Consider the following 19,747-nt stretch of genomic DNA (forward strand, 5'->3'; position numbering starts at 1 on the left):
TGATCCTGTCTCCTTCGAATTGATGGTAAACAGTTTGAATAAATACAGAAGCGTTTAGAGGGTTTTGTGTTCTGGTCGCTGGGTTTAATTGTGTCGGCAGGGTTTTTTATAGTCAATTATTTAAAATGACCGGTTCATTAATGAACCTGACCCCTTTTCATCCGGATGACACAAAATTACCGAAGCCCAATTTAATTGCAAGGTGATACAACATGCTAGCCCAAGAAGACATCATATTTATCAAAAATCACCTAGCCGAGTGGTTGGCTGAACAATAGCTTGGCAAATCGCCGGTCGTTTACGAAATAGAGCTGCGTGAGCGCATGGTGCGTGTCGAAGAGGCGCTAAAAAATCAGGGTGAAGAACTCAAAGCACAGCGAGAATTAATCTATGCACTAATGAAGCAAATGGATAAACGCTTCGAACAAGTCGATAAGCAGCTGACACAAAACAGGGAAGAGTCAAACAAACGCTTCGAACAAGTGGATAAACGTTTCGAGCAAATGGATAAACGCTTCGAGCAGGTAGACAAAAAATTTGACGAAATGGGCAGGCGTTTGGATCGATTTATGTTTTGGTCGTTAGGTTTGACCGTTTCGGCTGCGTTTTTTATAGTGAACTATTTGAAATAACCAAAAAAATATTTAATGAACCTGACCCCTTTTTCGCTTTTCCATTCATCGCCTGGCGCATTATTGTCTGGACTTATCCGAATTGGCAAAAACCGAACGGGTGGTTCCGGTCGTCATTTTTCTAGATCGGGGGCATCATCCGTACGAATTGCATTTAGGCGGCGATCGGCACACCTACCTCAGTTTTCAATACATCAGTTGCGAACTGAAAAATCGGTCGGCCGACGATTACCGGCAAAGCGATAACATAGTCGCCCGCCTCAACTTACCCAATATGCGTTATGCCAAAGAACAAAAGCTGGATATCTACCATGATGCACAATTGGGTCTAGTGCAACTGGAGCCCGACCCGAAAAAGCAACTAAAATATATCGACTTTGTCGATTATTATACAGACCTGACAGAAGATGAAATCGAAACCTATCGTAAAGACTATTTATCCGAAGCGGAGGCACGTATGGGATTAGCGCAGATATTAAGAGAAGAAGGCAGACAAGAAGGAGAAATCAAAGGAGAAATCAAAGGAGAGGCTCAAATGCTTCTGAAACAAATTCAACTGAAATTCGGCGGCCATCCAGTTTGGGTAGAAGAACAAATTAACCTGGCAGACAAAGCCCAGTTGGATCAATGGGTAGAGCGTATCTTGTTTGTCGATACTTTGGAGCAATTGTTCAAAGTGTAGGATGCAATGCCATTAAGTTCAGCCGTTTGTGGTGAGTCCTTCGGCTAAGCTCAGGAGAGCCCTGTCGAACCATGGACGGATTAACTTATCGATTGGGGCTTTTTCATTCACCCTTCGACAAGCCCAGGGATAACCGAAAAGCCCTTAAGTTAAAGGGATTGTTGAGGTGTAGGGGGCAGACAAAAACCCATCATAATTTGACGGTAAGAGCTGATAATTAATGAGCCTGACCCCTTTTCCCCGGGCATTCAGCGTGCAGGGCGTCATGAAACGTATCAAGGCCAAAGGTATAGAGATCATGATCTATGAGCCTGTGCTTAAAGAAGACAGTTTCTTTAATTCACGCGTATGTCGTGATCTAAATGAATTCAAGAACAAGGCGGATATGATTGTAGCCAACAGAATGACGCCTGAAATTCAGGATGCCGCTGGCAAGGTATATACACGTGACTTGTTTGGTTTGGATTAAATTAATATCAAAGGTGAGGTGAAGTCAGTGAAAGCTGTAATTCTCGCAGGTGGTTTAGGGACGCGTATTTCTGAAGAGACGCACCTTAAACCAAAACCGATGATCGAAATTGGTGGCAAGCCTATTTTATGGCACATCATGAAACTTTATTCTGCACACGGGATAAACGATTTCATCATTTGTTGCGGTTACAAGGGATACATCATTAAAGAATATTTTGCTAACTATTTTCTTCATATGTCAGATGTGACATTTGATATGAAAAACAATGAGATGCTGGTGCACGAACGTAAGGCTGAGCCGTGGCGGGTAACGCTTGTTGATACTGGTGAAGAAACCCTAACCGGTGGTCGTTTGAAGCGTGTTGCAAAATATATAGATACTGAAGAAGCCTTCTGTTTTACGTATGGTGATGGTGTTGCAAACGTTGACGTTACTCAACAAATTAATTTCCACAAGCAGCATGGAAAATTAGCCACAGTAACGGCAGTGCAGCCTCCAGGTCGTTATGGCGCATTAGATATCATGAACAATTCAGTCGCTGGTTTTGCAGAAAAGCCTAAAGGTGATGGTGCTTGGATCAATGGTGGATTTTTTGTACTTTCTCCGCAATGCTTAAATTATATTGATAGCGACCAATCAAGCTGGGAGGGTGCACCTTTGACCCAATTGGCGAAAGATAAGCAATTAATGGCATTTGAGCATGCTGGGTTTTGGCAACCTATGGATACACTACGAGAAAAGAATATGTTGGAAGATCTCTGGCAAACCGGTAAGGCCCCCTGGAAGGTGTGGGATGAACGCTGAGTTTTGGCGCGGCAAGACGGTATTTATCACCGGTCATACCGGTTTCAAAGGGGGCTGGCTTGCGCTCTGGCTTCATCAACTGGGCGCAAGAGTGCATGGTTATGCACTTGCGCCGAATACAACCCCCAGTTTATTTGCAGAAGCCAGAGTGGCTGAAGTTCTCGCAAGCCACACGATTGCTGATATTCGAGATGCACAGGGGCTGCATGCTGCGTTATCGGCTGCGCAGCCTGAAATCGTCCTGCATCTGGCAGCGCAGCCCTTGGTCAGATACTCTTATCAAAAACCGGTAGAGACTTTTTCGACCAATGTGATGGGCACGGTGAATCTTTTTGAAGCCGTGCGTAAGGTCGATTCGGTCAAGGCGGTCGTCAACGTGACGACTGACAAATGTTACGAAAATCGTGAATGGGTTTGGCCTTACCGCGAAGAAGAGGCTATGGGTGGCCATGACCCTTATTCAAGTAGCAAAGCCTGTTCCGAAATCGTCAGCGCTGCATACCGCCGGTCATTTCTTGCAGAGCAGGGTGTGGCTGTCGCCAGTGCGAGGGCGGGCAATGTCATCGGCGGTGGTGATTGGTCGGTTGATCGGCTGGTGCCGGATTTCCTCAAGGCGATGGACGCAAAACAACCATTGCTGATCCGCTCACCCAATGCCATCCGGCCCTGGCAGCATGTGCTGGAACCCTTGTCTGGTTATATCACGCTGGCGGAAAACCTCTACCGCCAGCCCGGCGAGTACGCGGAAGCATGGAATTTTGGACCGTCGGATGATGATGCGCGGACTGTGCAATGGATTGTCGAGCAGCTGGTGGCTGCAACACCGGGTGCATCGTGGCAAGTAGATGGCAAGCCGCAATTGCACGAGGCCAGTTACTTGAAGTTGGATAGCAGCAAAGCCCGAACCAGATTGGATTGGAAACCGCGTTGGAACCTCAAGTCTGCACTCGACAAGACTATCGAATGGCATGCTGCCTGGCGCGACGGGCAGGATATGGGGCAAGTGACCTTGGCCCAGATTCAAGCCTATCAAGATACGGCGCAAGCGGTTTAGTCATGGCGCAACTTGAATTTATGCAAACGCCCATCGCTGAACTTACCGTTGTGCAACGCAATCCGATCGAAGATGCCCGTGGCTTTTTCAGCCGGTTTTACTGCGCCAATGCATTTGCTGCGCTCGGTTTTGGAAAGCAGATTCAGCAAATCAATCATACCTACACAGTATTGGCTGGTGCTGTGCGCGGCATGCACTTCCAATATCCGCCTTATGCCGAGGTCAAACTGGTCAGTTGTTTGCGCGGTGAAATATTCGATGTGGCTGTGGATTTAAGGCGTGATTCGCCGACTTTTTTGCAATGGCATGCCGAAATCCTCAGTGCCTCAAACCGTCGCAGCATGCTGATCCCGGAAGGGTTCGCCCATGGATTTCAGACCTTGGCAGCCGATTGCGAGCTGATTTATCTCCATACAGCTCCCTATGTGAAAGCGGCGGAAGGCGCCCTCAACGCCACTGATAAAAGACTGAACATCAAATGGCCACTCGCGATCACCGAAATTTCGGACCGCGACCGTTCTCACCCCATGATATCCGCAGACTTCAAAGGATTAGCAGTATGAAATGCCGTCACTGCCAAAGTGAATTAACTACCACATTCGTCGATCTTGGCAGTGCGCCGCCATCCAATGCCTATTTGACCGCTGTGCAGCTGAAAGCGCCGGAAAAATGGTTCCCGCTCAAAGTCATGGTTTGTGAACATTGCTGGCTGGTCCAAACCGAAGATTATGCCGGTGCAGAAGAGCTGTTTGATGCGGAGTATGCCTATTTCAGTTCGTTCTCGACCTCTTGGCTCAAGCATGCGGAAGCCTATATTCATGAGATGGTGACCAAGTTTCAGCTGGGGAGTAGCTCGCACGTGGTTGAAGTCGCTTCTAATGATGGTTATTTGCTGCAGTATGTCAAAGCCGCGGGCATTCCCTGCTTAGGTATTGAGCCGACGAAAAGTACAGCTCAGGCAGCGCGTAAAAAGGGTATAGAAGTCGTTGAAAATTTTTTTGGAGTAGCACTTGCCGACCAGTTGGTTGCCGCTGGCAAGCAGGCTGATCTGACTGCGGCCAACAACGTGTTGGCACACGTGCCCGATATTAACGATTTCGTATCTGGTTTTGCGCGCTTGCTCAAACCGCAGGGCGTTGCCACCTTCGAATTCCCGCATCTCATGCAGTTGGTGCAAAACGCCCAGTTCGACACTATCTACCACGAGCACTTTTCCTATCTTTCCTTGACGGCGGTTTGTACGATATTCGAAGCCAACGGTTTGCAGGTGTTCGATGTACAGGAAATACCAACGCATGGCGGCAGCTTACGCGTATTTGCACAGCGCAAGGATGCCGGCAAGCATGCCGTTGGTCCGAAGGTAACTGCGCTGCTGGCACGTGAGCAAAGCGTCGGCATCACGCAGCGGGCCTACTATGAGGGCTTTCAAACCCGCACCGATAAAATCAAGAACGACCTGCTCGATTTTCTCATACAGGCCAGGAGAGCTGGCAAAACCATCATGGCCTATGGCGCAGCGGCAAAGGGCAACACCCTGCTCAACTATGCGGGCGTAAGACCGGACCTTCTGCCGCAAGTTGTTGATCGCAATCCGGCCAAGCAGAACAAGTATTTACCTGGCACACGCATTCCGATTGTCAGTGAAGATGCCATCAAAGTAGCACGCCCTGACTACATTCTGATATTGCCCTGGAATCTGCGTGAGGAAGTGCAAGCGCAATTGAGTTGCGCGCGTGAGTGGGGCGCTAAGTTTGTGACTGCAGTGCCAAAGCTGGAGATAGTATGAAGTCAATAATTCACTACACAAAGCCCTCCATTACCGAGTTGGAAGTGGCTTATGCTACCGACGCAGCTCGCAACGGATGGGGTGAGAAGTGCTATGAATACATTCATAAGTTTGAAGAAAAATTCAAGGAGTTCACCGGCGCAAAATATGCGATAGCAACCTCCAGTTGTACCGGTGCCTTGCACATGGGATTGGCTGCAATCGGGGTAGGCCCCGGTGATGAAGTTATCCTGGCCGACACCAACTGGATCGCATCGGCTGCCCCCATCACCTATCTGGGAGCCACGCCGGTATTCGTTGATGTGTTACCGGACTCCTGGTGTGTCGATCCGGATGCCGTTGAAAAAGCTATTACGCCGCGAACCAAAGCAATCATTGCCGTACACATTTATGGCAATTTATGCGATCTGGACAAATTACTGGCACTCGGCGAAAAGTATGGCCTACCAGTGATTGAGGACGCGGCAGAAGCCATCGGCTCTTACTGGCATGGCAACAAACATGCCGGTTCTATGGGAAAGTTCGGAGTTTTCTCCTTTCACGGTACAAAAACACTCACAACGGGTGAGGGTGGCATGTTCATTACATCTGATCCCGAACTCTATGAACAGGTACTCACCTTGTCGAATCATGGGCGCGCACGCGGGCAAACCAAACAGTTCTGGCCGGATGCAATTGGGTATAAATACAAGATGTCGAACATTCAAGCTGCCATCGGCTGTGGCCAAATGGAAAGAATAGGAGATTTGATCGCCAGAAAGCGCCAGATTTTTGCCTACTATCAGGCTGGATTGGCTGATTTGAGTGGTGTAAGTATGAATCCGGAGCCACTCAATACACAGAATGGATACTGGATGCCGTCCGTAGTATTCGGTAAGGAAACTGGGATAACTAGGGAAAAGCTGCAAGTTGCGTTCAAGAATGAAAACATTGATGCGCGCGTGTTTTTCTATCCACTATCCAGCTTGCCTATGTTTATAGAAAAGTCAACGAATACAAATGCCTGGGATATTCCTAATCGCGCTATAAACTTGCCTAGCTATCATGATATAACAATTCAAGAACTTGATAGAGTGATTGAAGTAGTAAAAAAAAGTTAATGAAAACAGACAAAGAAAAATTTTTAATTTGGGGTGCTAAAGGACATGCAAAAGTTCTTGATGAAATTATTCGCTTAAATGGCGATGAAGTAGTTGCTTTAGTAGATAAAAACTCTTCACTGGTATCCCCCATCAGTAACTTGGTAGTATTAGATGGATATGAAGGATATTTTGATTGGGTAAATAAAATCAAAAATTCAGGCAAGGGTTTTAAAATGTCAGCAGTCTCTGCAATTGGTGGCAGCAGAGGTCAGGACAGAATCGATTTTCTAAAAATGTTTCAACTTGATGGGTTTAAAACTCCAAGTTTAATTCACCCTAAATCGCATGTATCTGATACTTCAATAATTGGTGAAAACACGCATATTTGTGCTTTTGCTTTTGTTGGAGCCGATGCATCAGTTGGTAATGCCTGTATTGTTAATACAAAAGCTAGCGTAGACCATGAATCAATATTGGGTGATGGGACACATTTAGCGCCCAATGCAACTTTGTGTGGTTGTGTAATGGTTGGTAAAAATGTATTTATTGGTGCAGGTGCCACCGTGCTGCCCAATTTAACTATTGGTGATAATTCAACGATTGGAGCCGGTTCTTTGGTAACTAAAGATGTCCCAGCAAATGTTTTAGTCTATGGCAACCCTGCCAAAATTATTAGGAAATTAGAAAATGCTTGAACCAAAATTTTGTCAACAGATGGCATCTGATAAATCTTTACAAAAAGATGCAATGAATTTATTTACCCGTGCTTGTAAGTATCGGTATTCATATAACTTTTCTTGGATGGGGCGTCCAATTATTCAATTTCCACAAGACATGGTGGCGATGCTGGAGTTGATCTGGGAGGTCAAGCCAGATCTCATCATTGAAACGGGCATTGCACATGGTGGCTCACTGGTTATGAATGCATCTTACCTAGCCATGCTTGATTATTGTGAGGCAATTGAGAAGGGTGAACTGATTGACCCAACAAAGCCAAAGCGCCGTGTCTTAGGTATTGATATTGATATTAGAGAGCATAATCGGGTAGCTATTGAGGCGCACCCAATGTCAAACCGAATCGACATGATTCAAGGCTCGGCGATAGCAAAAGATGTGATTGATCAAGTGCATGAGTATGCAAAAAACTATCAACGTATATTAGTGAGCTTAGATTCTAACCACACTCATGATCATGTGCTTGCTGAGTTAGAAGCCTACGCGCCCTTAACTTCAAAAGGTAGTTATTGCGTTGTATTTGATACTGTAATTGAAGATATGCCTGATGCAATGTTCCCCGACCGTCCATGGGGTATCGGCAATAACCCTAAAACCGCAGTTTGGGAATATATAAAGTCGCATTCAGAGTTTGAGACTGATAAATCAATTCAAGATAAACTACTTATTACTGTTGCGCCTGATGGTTATCTCAAACGAATAAAGTAGCTTTAACTAGATGTCTATAAAAAAAAATGCTTTTATTAATTATGCTGGCCAAGGATGGATTGCTCTAGTTGGCATTGTTTTTGTCCCAATTTACTTAAAGCATTTAGGTATTGCTAATTATGGCTTAATTGGCATTTATACAGTTTTACAAACATGGGTAAGTTTGCTTGACTTAGGTATTACGCCAACAATTACAAGAGAAATGGCAAAACTTCAGTCAGGTGAACATAGCCCTCAGTCAATAAGAAATTTAATATTCACTTTTGAAACTCTGATTTACACCATCTCCATCTGTGTTTTATTAATCCTCTTGCTTAGTTCAGGTTTGATTTCAGATTTGTGGATTAACTCTGAAGATGCATCAAATTTACCTTTAGTTGAGGCGATACAGGTTGCATCATTTGTTGTGGCTTCAAGATTTTGTGAGGGGATATATCGAGGTGGGTTGATTGGGCTTGAAAAGCATTATGCTCTAAATAAGGTTCAAGTTTTTTTTTCAACTTTAAAATTTAGCGGAGCTGCAATTCTTGTTTCGTTTCATCCATCAATCGTACTTTTTTTTGCGTGGCAGGCTCTAGTTTCAATATGTAATGTTATTTATCTACGCAAGATTTTTTTTAGATATATTCCAAAAGGTCATGCTGTTCCAGTAATTGATTTTTCTGCAATAAGTAAAGTAAAAAACTTTGCTGGTGGAATGACAATAACGAATCTGATAGCTCTAGTTTTTACTCAATCAGATAAATTTATCGTTTCTTTTTATTGCAGCTTGGAAAGTTTTGGCACATACATGTTGGCATTTACAATAACGGGAATATTGCCGATGCTTATTTATCCAATTGTGGCAACCATTAGTCCAAAACTTAATGTTGCTACTTCACTTAAAAATGAATCAAATGAGTTGTTTTTGTTTAATACTGGAAATCAGATTGCTACACTGATTGCAACACCAATTTTTGCTGTATGTTTCTTTTTTGGCTATCAGGTTATTTTTAGTTGGACAAATGATGCTTCCGTTGCATCAATTAGCGGTAATCTTTTGAGCATGCTTGTAATTGGAATTTACTGTAATACATTAATGTTAATTCCCTTCTCTTTGCAGCAAGCTCATGGATGGACAACGCTTTCAATTACAAGCAATCTGATTGGTTTATTGATATTAATCCCTACTGCGTATGCAGCTGTAAATGTTTATGGAGCAACTGGCGTTGCATTTGCATGGGCATTATCAAATTTAGTAATCTTTTTTATCGCAACAATAAAAATGCACCAAAAGTTATTATGTGGTGAGCTAAAACCATTCATTAAAGTAATAATCCTTAAACCAGTACTAATTAGTTCTCTGGTAGCGATACCGATCAATTTTTATTTTTTAAATCTTGGGCAAAACAGATTGCTCACATTTTTTGGACTTCTATTCTATATTTTTATTTCAGCTTTACTAATATTGGCCACACTTCCAATAAAAAATGAAATGCTTAAGTTAATTAAAAGCAAAAATATAGGAAAATGAAATGAACCAGCCCCCGAAATTTACGATTCTTCTTCCTGCTAAAGGAAGACCAGCCCTTGTTAGAGATGCGTTAAAAAGCCTTACAAACCAAAATTTTGATAACTTTGAAATAATAGTTTCAAATAATGGGGCAGATGAAAATGTTAAGCAGGCAATTTTAGACTTGCTTGAAGATAAAAGGGTTATATATATAGAGCAAAAAAAAGTGCTCTCTATGCCTGAGCATTGGGAACAACTCTCTTTACTTGCAAATGGCGAGTATTTGATGGTTTTGACAGATAGATCGGTATTAAAACAAAATGCCCTAAAGACCCTTGACGATATTCATTCTAATGAGAATGAATCAAACAAAATAATAAGCTGGCCCTGGGATTTATACTATTCTGACTCTAGCATGTTGATGGACCACAAGAATGTAAAGTGCGAGAGTGTTATTTTAAATTCAGAAGTATTGATGGTCGAGTCAATGTCGCTTAATTGCGCTTATCCAATGGCACTCCCTAGAGGTTTAAACTCTTCTGTATCAATGGAGATAGTTAGAAAAATTAGACAAAAAGCAGGTGCAGCGTTTTTGCCAATCAATCCAGACTTTTCTTTTGCTTATAATTGTTTGTTTGAGCAAAAAAAAATTACACATTTGACATGTTCCTTGATGATATCTCAGGGGTTAGCAGTTAGTAATGGAGGCAATGCGTACTTGACTGACTCCTCTGTTTATGTCGCCACGCTCGATTTAAATAGGCCGATAAAGTATTCACCAATTAAATCGCTTTTTGTTGAAAATGTAATTGCTGAAGACTTTTTTTCAGCATGCCATCTTTATGAGCGGCTGGATTTAATTAACCGATTTGATATGAAGTTTTTATATCAAAAATGTCTAAATGAATTGCAAGAAAAGAAATTTGCCAGACTATTACCAAAGGAACATATACTTTCATTAGAAGAGTCAATTAATCAGGCAATCAGTGAAGATAATGCGCAAGTCCAGTTGTTTTTTAATGAAATAAAACAAAAATTTTCAGGTTTTCTATTTTTAAGAGGGCTTATCAAAAGATTAGTTAACACAAAATTAAAGTTTATTAAGCCCTACTTGTTAAGATTAAGAGGTGCAAGAAAAGTAATTTCGATACTTGATGCAGCTGGACATTGATCATTATGAAATTAGTTTTTATTGACTACTACGATGAAAATAGTAGTGTTCATAAAGATCCAATAACGATCCCACAGTCTCTCAAATTAATTGGACATGAAGTTGAGCTGATAACTCGCTGCGAAACTAATTTAAATTTAATTTTCGGTTTTAAACTAAAAAAACTCACTGACTGGCTGAACGAAGATCTTCTATTTAGCAAGCCCGATGTTGTTATTGCGATTTCTAGATTTGATCCAAAACTAACAAATGCTCTAAAAATTATTAAAGATAAGAATATTCCTTTAATAATCAAGGGCGATACAGATGGCACTATTGGATACCCACTAATTCCAAATTATCTTAGAACCAAACCCATTTTAAAAAACCCATTAAATATTCTTAGGCATGTCAAATGGCGTTATCGATATTCATATGCAGTTCAAAAAAAGATTGATCAAATTAAGCTTGCTGATTTTGTTGTTTGTGAGAGCCCAAAAGCATTAATTAACCTTAGAAAATTTTTTGATTACTGGAAGCTTAATAAAGCGAGAGCAGTGTTTATACCAAACCCTGTATCTGATGTATGTATTTCAACAAAGCTTACAAAAAAAGCTCCGAAAATTGTAGCCATAGGTAGGTGGGACGATGTTGAGTGTAAAGGTTCAGACTTGCTCGCTGAAGTTATTGCGATTACGCATGAAAATTTAGCTGATTATGAGTTTGTGGTTATTGGGAATTGCCCAGAGGGTACAAAAAGCTTGCTCTTTAAGTCATCCCCAAGCAACTTATCTATTACTGGATCTTTAAGTTTTGAAGATACACAAAAAATTTTATCAACCGCTCAAATTTTGATAGTTCCATCAAGGTTAGAAAGTTTTTCTTTAGTTACAGCTGAGGCTCTGTGTTTGGGTGTAAGCGTTGTGGTAACTCCCGTTGAGTCTCTACAATATCTTGCCGGTAATGGCAGGTTTGGTTCAGTCGCATTAAATTTTAGATCAAAATCATTAGCAAAAGCGTTGATAAGTGAAGTTGCAAAGTATAAAGAAAATCTTAGAGATCCTGAGGTAATAAGTTCATATTGGAGAGATAGATTGAGTATTTCTAAAATTGCGCCGCATTGGGATGAGCTGTTTAATAAAATTCGCCAATAATCTCAATAAAGTAATATTTAGTTTCTCCAGGAATAAAATGCCCTTAATAATCCATGCCGTTAATATCCATCAGGGAGGCGGGCGTAATTTATTACGCTCTTTGATTGATGCAATTGATTGTCCGGCCCTGTTAATTCTCGATAGTCGGTTTGAGTTTTTTGTACCGCAAAAAAAAGACATTGATATCGTTCGATTCAAACCAACGATACTCTCTAGATTAAAAGCAGAATTCTATTTAAGAAAATTTGCGAACCCCAATGACATTGTTTTGTGTTTTGGTAATTTACCCCCTCTCTTTAAAATTTCCGGCACTATTTTTGTTTATTTACAGAATAGATATCTTTGTAGCAAGTGTGGGCTTGATGGCCTCCCGCTCAGAGTGCGGTTAAGAATTATTGTTGAAAGACTATGGCTAAGATTTTTTATGCGCGACGCTAAAATCCTAGTGCAAACAAACACAATGCAAAGGCAACTTAAATCATATTTAGGCCAAGAGGCATTAGTAATGCCATTTTTACCTGAGGTTGTTCAATCCGAATCAATAAGATTCTCAGAGGATAAGTCTGATTATTTATACGTTGCATCTGGGGAGGTGCACAAAAACCACAGGGCTCTTATAAGGGCCTGGGTCATGCTCTCTGAGCATGGGCTTAGACCGTCTTTGCGCTTAACTTTGGATCGCACGAAAGAAGCGTCTTTAGTAAAGTTTATTGATGAACAGTCACGTGCCCATCATTTGAAGATTACAACAGAGTCTGTGACATCTGAGCAAGTGAGTCATTTATATGCGAACTCCAGTGCACTGATATATCCATCATTATTTGAATCATTTGGCCTCCCCTTGCTAGAGGCACGAAGTTTTGGTTTGCCAATTATTGCAAGTGAGCGTGACTATGTCAGAGATGTGGTTAATCCTGATGTAACCTTTGATCCAGATTCTGAATTGTCGATAGCAAGAGCTGTGATGAGGCACATGGGCATTGAAAATCCAGAAGTGCCTCCCGATACCCCTGAGACCTTTTTGAATAAATTCATAGGGCCTCTTTGACAATGGTTTGCGTTGGTATGATTTCAAGGAATTTATTTCCAATAGCTTTTGTAATCAACACCTTTTCCATGACTGGGGTGTTAATTCTGCTCGGATTGTCTGCCTCCTGTGCCAATATGACCTGAGACACCGACCCCTCGGAAATTAGAGTATAAAGGTAGGCCAGAATCATGAGCAAATCAAAAGCAGAGACCATGGAATCACCACAATTAACTGCGCCGGAGGTCGCGTTGGAAGACGCCCGTAGGGCGGCTGGAAACGCGACCTCCGGCGCGCGGCCCGATCCGGAGGTGGTTGCCACCGCCCAGCGCCGACAATTTACCAGCAGCGACAAGCGCCGCATCCTGGATGCCGCTGATTGCTGTACTCAGCCGGGTGAGATTGGCGCCCTATTACGCAAAGAAGGGATTTACTCATCCCAATTAGCCACTTGGCGCAAACAGCGTGCTGCCGATCAGCGTGCCGCGCTGGCGCCGCAAAAGCGCGGGCGCAAGACCGATCCGGCTCAGGCCGAGGACCGTCGTGTGCGCCAACTTACCCAGGATAATGAGCGCCTGCGTCGTAGACTCGCTCAGGCCAATGCCATTATTGATGTCCAAAAAAAACTTTGCGTCTTGTTCGGACTGCCGACGGACGAGACGCCGAGCGAGTCCAGCTGATGCAAGCCCTTAACCAGTTGGCCCCGGAGGTCGGCCTGGCTCCGGCTTGTGCAGCCCTGAATTTGAACCGCAGTTCGGTCTATCGCGAGGATGCCCGTCGGCGCCACCTGGCGCCTGTGTCGGTAACGCGGGTGCCCCGTCCGTCCGCCCCGCTGGCTTTCTCGACTAATGAGCGGCAGCAACTCCTGGAGGTGCTTAACAGCGAACGCTTCGCCGACTGCTCACCGTATTTTGTTTATGCTACTCTGCTGGACGAGGGGCGCTACATCGGCTCGGTGCGCACCTTGTATCGTGCTCTGGAAGCGGACGGCCAGTCAGCGGAGCGTAGGCGCCAACGGACGCACCCGATCTACACCAAGCCGGAACTCTTGGCCACCTCGCCTAACCAGGTCTGGAGCTGGGATATCACGAAACTCAAAGGCCCGGCTAAATGGACCTGTTTCCACTTGTATGTGATCCTGGATATTTTTAGCCGCTATGTCGTTGGCTGGATGGTCGCCCCGCGGGAAACCGCCGAACTGGCCGAGCAACTGATCGCCGAGACGGTGGCCAAGCACAACATCCCGCCGAATACACTGACGCTGCATGCCGATCGCGGTTCCAGCATGCGCAGCAAGCCCGTGGCTGCCTTACTGGTCGATCTGGATGTCGCCAAGACCCATAGCCGGCCTTATGTCTCGGATGACAATCCCTATTCCGAGGCCCAGTTCAAAACCCTGAAATATCGGCCTGATTTCCCCGTCCGCTTCGGATGCCTTGAGGATGCCCGCAGCCATTGCCAACGCTTCTTCCCGTGGTACAACCAGTCCCATTGCCACTCGGGCATCGGTTACATGACCCCGGCCACCGTCCATTTCGACCAAGCGGCTACGGTATACCAAGCACGCGCAAAAACCCTGGAGATTGCCTTCCTCGCCAATCCAAAGCGATTCAAAGGAAAGTGCCCTTTGCCACCCAGCTTGCCTAACGCCGTTTGGATTAATCCGCCTATAAACACAAAGGAGAACCTCGACCCATAAATACACAACAATTAGACACTAAATAAATCAACTTGGTGTCTCAAAGTCATTGACACATTCCGCTGGCAGAAGCGAGATGGCTACCGAAGTAGGTATTGTTCAGGCTGCCACGGTTGCGCTGTTTTATGCCTTCTCCGCGAATGCACGTAGCTTGATACTTAACCAGCATACTCCTGTAGCTGCTGTAGATATTTTACATTTTCGGGTGTTATTGCTTCTGCCGTTATCTATTGCGGCATATTTCCTCAGTTCGGTAGCGATGGAAGTTGAGTTGACTATTGTTGTGGCATTGATTTTACGGCAACCGCGAAACCAATGCAGATCGACACGCCGCCGCTTGCCTGAGGCAAAGACCGCACCCCTTGTAAAAACCAACACCAAGGTGGCGACCGCCATGATGAAACAGAGCCTTTGAAGCACCTCGGTTTCGCGCAATTGCGAAGATTCCCACTGAAAACCGTTGGATTTGTGATCCAAAAAACTCTCTTCGATGATGAAGCGCCGCCCATATTCATAGAGCGTATCGCCATTGCTGGGCAGGTCGCTGACGATGATCCATGGTTCTTTCGCCCCTTTTTCCCAGTCGACCACCAAGTGCGCTGTGATATGCGCACCGGTCACCCCGACATGGTGGTAATAACAAACTTTACATGCTGGGGCATCGATTCTGCCTTTTTTTGCTGCACCTGCTATCGAAAGAAAGCCTCTCAAGAAACAGCTTTTTTACCCTTACTATCAATCACTTGCGGAGATGCAAAAAAGGCAGAAATTGATGGCAAACAGCGACTGTTTCCTGGTAACGCCATGCGAACGAAGGGCGCTTACTTTGCTCAGTATAAAGAGAAGATAAATGTCAAGTATGACTTTGTTTATGTTGCGTCTGGAGAAGCACAAAAAAATCATAAGACCCTCATTCAAGCATGGATCAAGCTCGCAAGAATGAGGATGTTTCCATCGTTAGCATTGACGCTAGACGAGCAACGTTTTGCGTCACTATGTAAATGGATCAAAGAGCAAATTCGCGTATTTAATCTACAAGTGTTGATAATAGGAGGGTGTAATCAATCTGATATGATGATGGTTTCTCGTGATGCTAGTGCAATGATTTATCCATCCTTGTATGAGTCTCTTGGTTTGCCTTTAATTGAGGCTGCATTTGCAGGTTTGCCTGTATTGGCTGGAAGACTGGATTATGTGAATGATGTGATTCAGCCTTCAGAAGAATACGATCCGGACTCATCAAAATCTATCGCGGAGGCTGTTGTAAGATGTACTTTTACACAAGCCAAACTGAAAATTAAGTTGGTGGGTGTTAATGAGTTTCTAAAAAAGACGATGATGGTTGGGGATGAGCAAGTAATCGAAAATAATATAGTCTAGGGAGAGAGAGTTGATTAAAATAACTGCTTATATGATTTTCCCAATGGCGGTCATGGCGAATACATTCGCGATGACCGTATTGTTGATCGCATTGGGTGTGAGCGGACAATCGGGACTGGCAGCCGACATCGGCATGGTGCATGGCGCAACCCTTGCATTGTTTTTCGCTTTCTCGGCCAACGCGCGCAGTCTCATCTTGAGCGAATCATCGCCGGTGCAAGCTGGTTCGATGATGCTAGCCCGCCTAGTATTGCTGCTGCCTCTCGCGGCCGTCTCCTATTTTCTCAGCATTAGCGCGGGTGTCGAGGCAGGGCTTGCTGTGGTTCTGATCTTGCGCCGCTGCGCGGAATGGCTGGGAGAGGTGCATCTCAGCGAGCTGGAGCGGCTCGACCGGCGGCGAGAAGCCGGTCTGTATCTTGCGATCCAGGTCGTACTGCTTGTCATGGCTTTCGGCTGGCTGTTGCTAGACACGTCTCATCCTTACTTGGGGTTGTGGTTGTGGGCAGCATTGCCTCTCCTGGCCTGTTTTGGTGCTATCTTGAATGCCTTGTCCCTAAACTCGAGATCCTTGAAAGGATTTACTTTCAACCTGATTCCGCATTTTGGGTCTTCGGCAATTATCGGGATCTCCGTTTATGTCTTCAGGCTCCTCGTGCTTTTCGTGACCGGAAAGGAAACCGCAGGCGACCTGTTCACGGCTTTCGCGATCGGGGGCGTGACCGGATCAGTATTCGCAAATGCGCTTGGCGCAAGTATCACTCTCCATGAGCAGCGAAGCGGCAAGCGCCATTTCCCTTATTTGCTGCGCTTGGCGTTGAACGTTTCTCTTGCGGTTGGGGCATGCATATTCATTGCTGCTGCCGTTGACTTGCCCATGCTCGCACTCACCGGGAAGTCGTTCTTCTTCTGGCAGGCTGTCGGGCTATCCATGATAGGCGGCGTGGTCATGGTTTATGCCCAGCGAATACGGTTCAGGCTGTTGCAGCAGGACGAGGAGCATGACGTCTTCGGGCCCGATGTCATCATGAATATCCTGCTGCTGGCCGCAGTGCCATTTGCTTATTATCTGCTCGGTAGGGAGTTGATGGCAGGGCTTTATCTTCTAAGCGCCGTGCTGGCCTATGTGTTTTATTCCAGTTCCCAAAAGGAGGAAACTCTGAATCAGCTTTTTGAACCCGCTAAAGATAAAATCAGGATCATCATGGCGGTCTCATTGCTGATTCCGATTTTTTTCCAGGCAAGCCATGGACTGTTCCGCGACCCTTCCTTTGCGTTCGATTCGGGGGGCAGGCTGGTCAATCTCCCCATTCCGCTTTCCGTCTTCGCTTGCTATGCGGGAATAGTGGTGTTGGGTGAATACAGGCGGGCAATCAAAGCCTACATGACGATATTTCTGACCTGCATCTTCATGGTGATGGCGACGGTCGTTTCGTCTATAGACAACATCGAAAGTGAAGAATCGAAGTTGATTTTGCTGCTGCAATACATCCTGCCAATGTTCGCCCTGGCATTGGGGCAAGCGTACGACACAGGCAGGAGTGATGAGGGGGGAAAGCTTCTGGGAAAGGTGTTTCTCAGCGTCCTGGCCATTATCGTTCCGCTGCATCTCCTCTCCAGCTGGTATCAGGGTTTTTCCTATTTGGCACCGTCTGTAGGCTTGTTCAGCATATACCAGCATCTGCAATACGTACCCGTCATATTTGTCAGCGCCTATCTGGTCGCGCTTTACGCTTTATGGAATGTATTGAATTGGCGGCGTGTTCTGCTTGTGTTAGTGCCGGTAATGGCGATATATGTTGCTGCATCGGTCTCAATGCTTGCCATCGGGTTTTTGCTGATTGGTTTTCTGCTGTTAGGAATATGGCATTGGAGAGGCAATCAGGCAAAGCTTCCGGCTCTTGTTTTGCTGCTTGTGGCAGCTCTGTCCATTGGATACCTTTTTTTCGCGAAGGATGCGGTTGTTTTCAAGTTCGGTTTTTTGAGTGCACCTTCATCTGACTATGGTGTGGACAAAGCGGTAGTGGCGGTGGATACAGTGCCACCGAATTTGAAAGAACGGATTGACTACTGGAGCTACTATTGGGACCAGATTGTTGAAAGCCCCAGGTTGATTTTGATTGGTCATAGCGAAGCACCAGATCGATCCAGGTATCCGAGTGCGCACAATTTCTACCTGGATCTAATTTACAATTTTGGCTTCCTGGCTCTACTACCGCTGATAACATTACTGGCACTGACGTGCGCTCGAATATATCAAAACTGGCAGAATTTACCACTCGGATTGGTGGGGCTGTGTTTGGTGGTGCTGTTCCTGTTGCTTGTGGACAACTCCCTAAAAGTAGGCCTCAGACAGCCCTACCCGGGGATTTTTACTTACTTCCTTTGGGGCGTGTTGTTAAACCGCCTGACGGTATTCAAGTTTGAAAGGAATGCTGCATGAGACCTAATCTTGAAGAAGTGCTCAGTAAAGGCGCCATAAAGGCACTGCTGGTCCTTTTTTGGGGATTGGTCCTGGGCCTTTCAGTGCTGGCTTATGTCAAATATCCTGGGCAAGGCTTCACTTATATCCTTTTTACTATTGTTTCCAACCTCCTGCTTTATTTTGGATTCAGGAAGAACGCAATTTTCTTCGATACATTCCTGGGCATATTTTTCTGGCTGGGATTCTGGCTCAAGCTAACCATTCGGGTTGCGTTTTCAAGCGGGGTATTCCACGAGTCAGTAGGATTCTTTGATGGTTCTGGTGCTGCCTTTGATCGAGCTTTGCTGGTTGCAAGTTGCGGCCTCTCGGGCTTTCTTCTTGCCAGCTATCTCAAAGGAAAACTGTTTTTCGTGTATCCCGCTAAAATAGAAGGTATTGTTCACAAGGGGCTTTTCTGTCTCTATTCAAATAATCGAAAATTCATCTGGATGGTTTTTGTATTCTTTACCGTTGCAGTAGCGATAACGAATGTACATTTGGGAATCTACCAGCGGGGTTGCATTACTCGCACGATATTACCCTTTGGACTTAACGGCGTTTATAAATGGCTGTTGCAGTTTGGGCTTGCTTCTATTTCTACCTTGATACTGAGGTACGAACTCGAAATAAGGAAGCAGACTTTTCTACCTGCCATGCTCCTGGGATTCCTGGAAACTCTGGTTTCAAATGTATCCCTGCTGAGCAGGGGTATGATCTTGAATGGAGGCGCGCTCATGTATGGTGTGCTGGCATCGCTGAAACAGTATACAATAAAATTCAATATGCTTTTTTTTCTTCTTTCTGGCCTTATCTTTTCTGTATTTTTTATAGGATCGGTTTTTTCAGTGAATTACTTACGATCCACGGCCTTTGAGGATTATTTAGCTGAGGATGAACACGTTATAGTGGCGCATAGCATGACCAAGCCGTTGTTTATTGATCGATGGGTTGGCATGGAAGGGGTGATGGCCGTCTCTAGTTATCCCGATCTTAGTTGGGATTTATGGAAGGCTGCATTACAAGAAACTTACAATGAAAATGAGACCAGTTTTTATGACAATAATTTGATTACGTCTCCTTATGCAAAAACCGATAAAACCAAGCATCATTTTATTTCTCTGCCCGGCATTGTCGCCTTCTTTTTTTATCCAGGATCGTTTTTGTTTCTGTTTGCCAGCATGTTCGCATTAGGTTCTGTTGCGGCCCTGGTTGAGGCTTTCGTGTTCCGCGTAGGCGGGAAAAATATGATTCTGTGCGCCTTAATTGCGCAGGTGGTCGCATTCAGGTTTGCTAGTTTCGGATATGTGCCCAAGCAATCCTATCTGCTGTTTGGAGCCATTCTGCTTAACGTATTGATTTTTTACGCAGCGGATAAATTCCTGGCGCGCTTTTATAGAAAATCTATGTCTATTCGGACTGATTGAAGGTC

19 protein-coding genes are annotated in these 19,747 nt (G+C 44.8%); all 19 read left to right on the forward strand.

Annotated elements, in window-relative coordinates:
• The first annotated feature begins 323 nt into the window (after nt 1–323).
• The 19 genes from ACINK7_RS00350 (at nt 324) to ACINK7_RS00440 (ending at nt 19,742) form a co-directional block, all read left to right on the forward strand.
• Nucleotides 324–632, forward strand: coding sequence for a hypothetical protein (locus ACINK7_RS00350; protein WP_404359020.1), 309 nt, complete (start codon nt 324–326; stop codon nt 630–632).
• 82 nt (nt 633–714) lie between these two features.
• Nucleotides 715–1,314 (forward strand): hypothetical protein, encoded by a 600-nt coding sequence (locus ACINK7_RS00355; protein ID WP_404359022.1) that lies wholly within the window; start codon nt 715–717, stop codon nt 1,312–1,314.
• 220 nt (nt 1,315–1,534) lie between these two features.
• Nucleotides 1,535–1,783: a hypothetical protein gene (locus ACINK7_RS00360; protein WP_404359024.1), complete on the forward strand. Its 249-nt coding sequence runs from the start codon at nt 1,535–1,537 to the stop codon at nt 1,781–1,783.
• A gap of 27 nt (nt 1,784–1,810) precedes the next feature.
• Entirely contained in the window at nt 1,811–2,590 is a 780-nt protein-coding gene (rfbF, locus tag ACINK7_RS00365; RefSeq protein WP_404359026.1) for a glucose-1-phosphate cytidylyltransferase, read from the forward strand.
• Nucleotides 2,580–3,644 carry a CDP-glucose 4,6-dehydratase gene (gene rfbG / locus ACINK7_RS00370; protein ID WP_404359028.1) on the forward strand — a complete coding sequence of 355 codons (1,065 nt, stop codon included), beginning with the start codon at nt 2,580–2,582 and terminating at the stop codon, nt 3,642–3,644. Before rfbF ends, rfbG begins: the two co-directional genes overlap by 11 nt.
• A gap of 2 nt (nt 3,645–3,646) precedes the next feature.
• The gene (gene rfbC, locus ACINK7_RS00375; protein ID WP_404359030.1) at nt 3,647–4,207 is read left to right on the forward strand and encodes a dTDP-4-dehydrorhamnose 3,5-epimerase; all 561 of its coding nucleotides are present in this window, start codon (nt 3,647–3,649) and stop codon (nt 4,205–4,207) included.
• Nucleotides 4,204–5,430 carry a methyltransferase domain-containing protein gene (locus tag ACINK7_RS00380; protein ID WP_404359031.1) on the forward strand — a complete coding sequence of 409 codons (1,227 nt, stop codon included), beginning with the start codon at nt 4,204–4,206 and terminating at the stop codon, nt 5,428–5,430. The genes rfbC and ACINK7_RS00380 overlap by 4 nt, the downstream gene beginning before the upstream one ends.
• Complete coding sequence (locus ACINK7_RS00385; protein ID WP_404359033.1) at nt 5,427–6,530, forward strand: DegT/DnrJ/EryC1/StrS family aminotransferase; 1,104 nt, start codon at nt 5,427–5,429, stop codon at nt 6,528–6,530. Before ACINK7_RS00380 ends, ACINK7_RS00385 begins: the two co-directional genes overlap by 4 nt.
• Entirely contained in the window at nt 6,530–7,207 is a 678-nt protein-coding gene (locus ACINK7_RS00390) for an acetyltransferase (protein ID WP_404359035.1), read from the forward strand. Before ACINK7_RS00385 ends, ACINK7_RS00390 begins: the two co-directional genes overlap by 1 nt.
• Nucleotides 7,200–7,955 carry a cephalosporin hydroxylase family protein gene (locus ACINK7_RS00395; RefSeq protein ID WP_404359037.1) on the forward strand — a complete coding sequence of 252 codons (756 nt, stop codon included), beginning with the start codon at nt 7,200–7,202 and terminating at the stop codon, nt 7,953–7,955. The genes ACINK7_RS00390 and ACINK7_RS00395 overlap by 8 nt, the downstream gene beginning before the upstream one ends.
• A 10-nt stretch (nt 7,956–7,965) precedes the next feature.
• On the forward strand, nt 7,966–9,468 hold the full coding sequence (locus tag ACINK7_RS00400; protein WP_404359039.1) for an oligosaccharide flippase family protein: 1,503 nt from the start codon (nt 7,966–7,968) through the stop codon (nt 9,466–9,468).
• Nucleotide 9,469: 1 nt separating this feature from the next.
• Nucleotides 9,470–10,618 carry a glycosyltransferase family A protein gene (locus ACINK7_RS00405; protein WP_404359041.1) on the forward strand — a complete coding sequence of 383 codons (1,149 nt, stop codon included), beginning with the start codon at nt 9,470–9,472 and terminating at the stop codon, nt 10,616–10,618.
• 5 nt (nt 10,619–10,623) lie between these two features.
• Nucleotides 10,624–11,751 (forward strand): glycosyltransferase family 4 protein, encoded by a 1,128-nt coding sequence (locus tag ACINK7_RS00410; protein ID WP_404359042.1) that lies wholly within the window; start codon nt 10,624–10,626, stop codon nt 11,749–11,751.
• Nucleotides 11,752–11,788: 37 nt separating this feature from the next.
• Nucleotides 11,789–12,799, forward strand: coding sequence for a glycosyltransferase (locus tag ACINK7_RS00415; protein WP_404359044.1), 1,011 nt, complete (start codon nt 11,789–11,791; stop codon nt 12,797–12,799).
• A 194-nt stretch (nt 12,800–12,993) separates the two neighbouring features.
• Nucleotides 12,994–14,477 (forward strand): IS3 family transposase gene (locus ACINK7_RS00420; protein ID WP_404361446.1). Its coding sequence is split into 2 segments (ribosomal slippage): nt 12,994–13,423 and nt 13,423–14,477, totalling 1,485 coding nucleotides; the frame shifts between segments, so codons are not numbered across the junction.
• A 76-nt stretch (nt 14,478–14,553) separates the two neighbouring features.
• Nucleotides 14,554–14,892: a hypothetical protein gene (locus ACINK7_RS00425; RefSeq protein WP_404359045.1), complete on the forward strand. Its 339-nt coding sequence runs from the start codon at nt 14,554–14,556 to the stop codon at nt 14,890–14,892.
• A 53-nt stretch (nt 14,893–14,945) separates the two neighbouring features.
• Nucleotides 14,946–15,857 carry a glycosyltransferase gene (locus tag ACINK7_RS00430; protein WP_404359046.1) on the forward strand — a complete coding sequence of 304 codons (912 nt, stop codon included), beginning with the start codon at nt 14,946–14,948 and terminating at the stop codon, nt 15,855–15,857.
• Between the two features lie 10 nt (nt 15,858–15,867).
• Complete coding sequence (locus ACINK7_RS00435) at nt 15,868–18,297, forward strand: hypothetical protein (protein WP_404359047.1); 2,430 nt, start codon at nt 15,868–15,870, stop codon at nt 18,295–18,297.
• A complete protein-coding gene (locus tag ACINK7_RS00440) occupies nt 18,294–19,742 on the forward strand; it encodes a hypothetical protein (RefSeq protein WP_404359048.1) in 1,449 nt (482 codons plus the stop codon). The genes ACINK7_RS00435 and ACINK7_RS00440 overlap by 4 nt, the downstream gene beginning before the upstream one ends.
• Nucleotides 19,743–19,747 lie beyond the last annotated feature (5 nt).

It is taken from the genome of Methylotuvimicrobium sp. KM1 (genome assembly GCF_044788715.1).
In the GTDB taxonomy this organism is placed as follows: Bacteria; Pseudomonadota; Gammaproteobacteria; order Methylococcales; family Methylomonadaceae; genus Methylotuvimicrobium.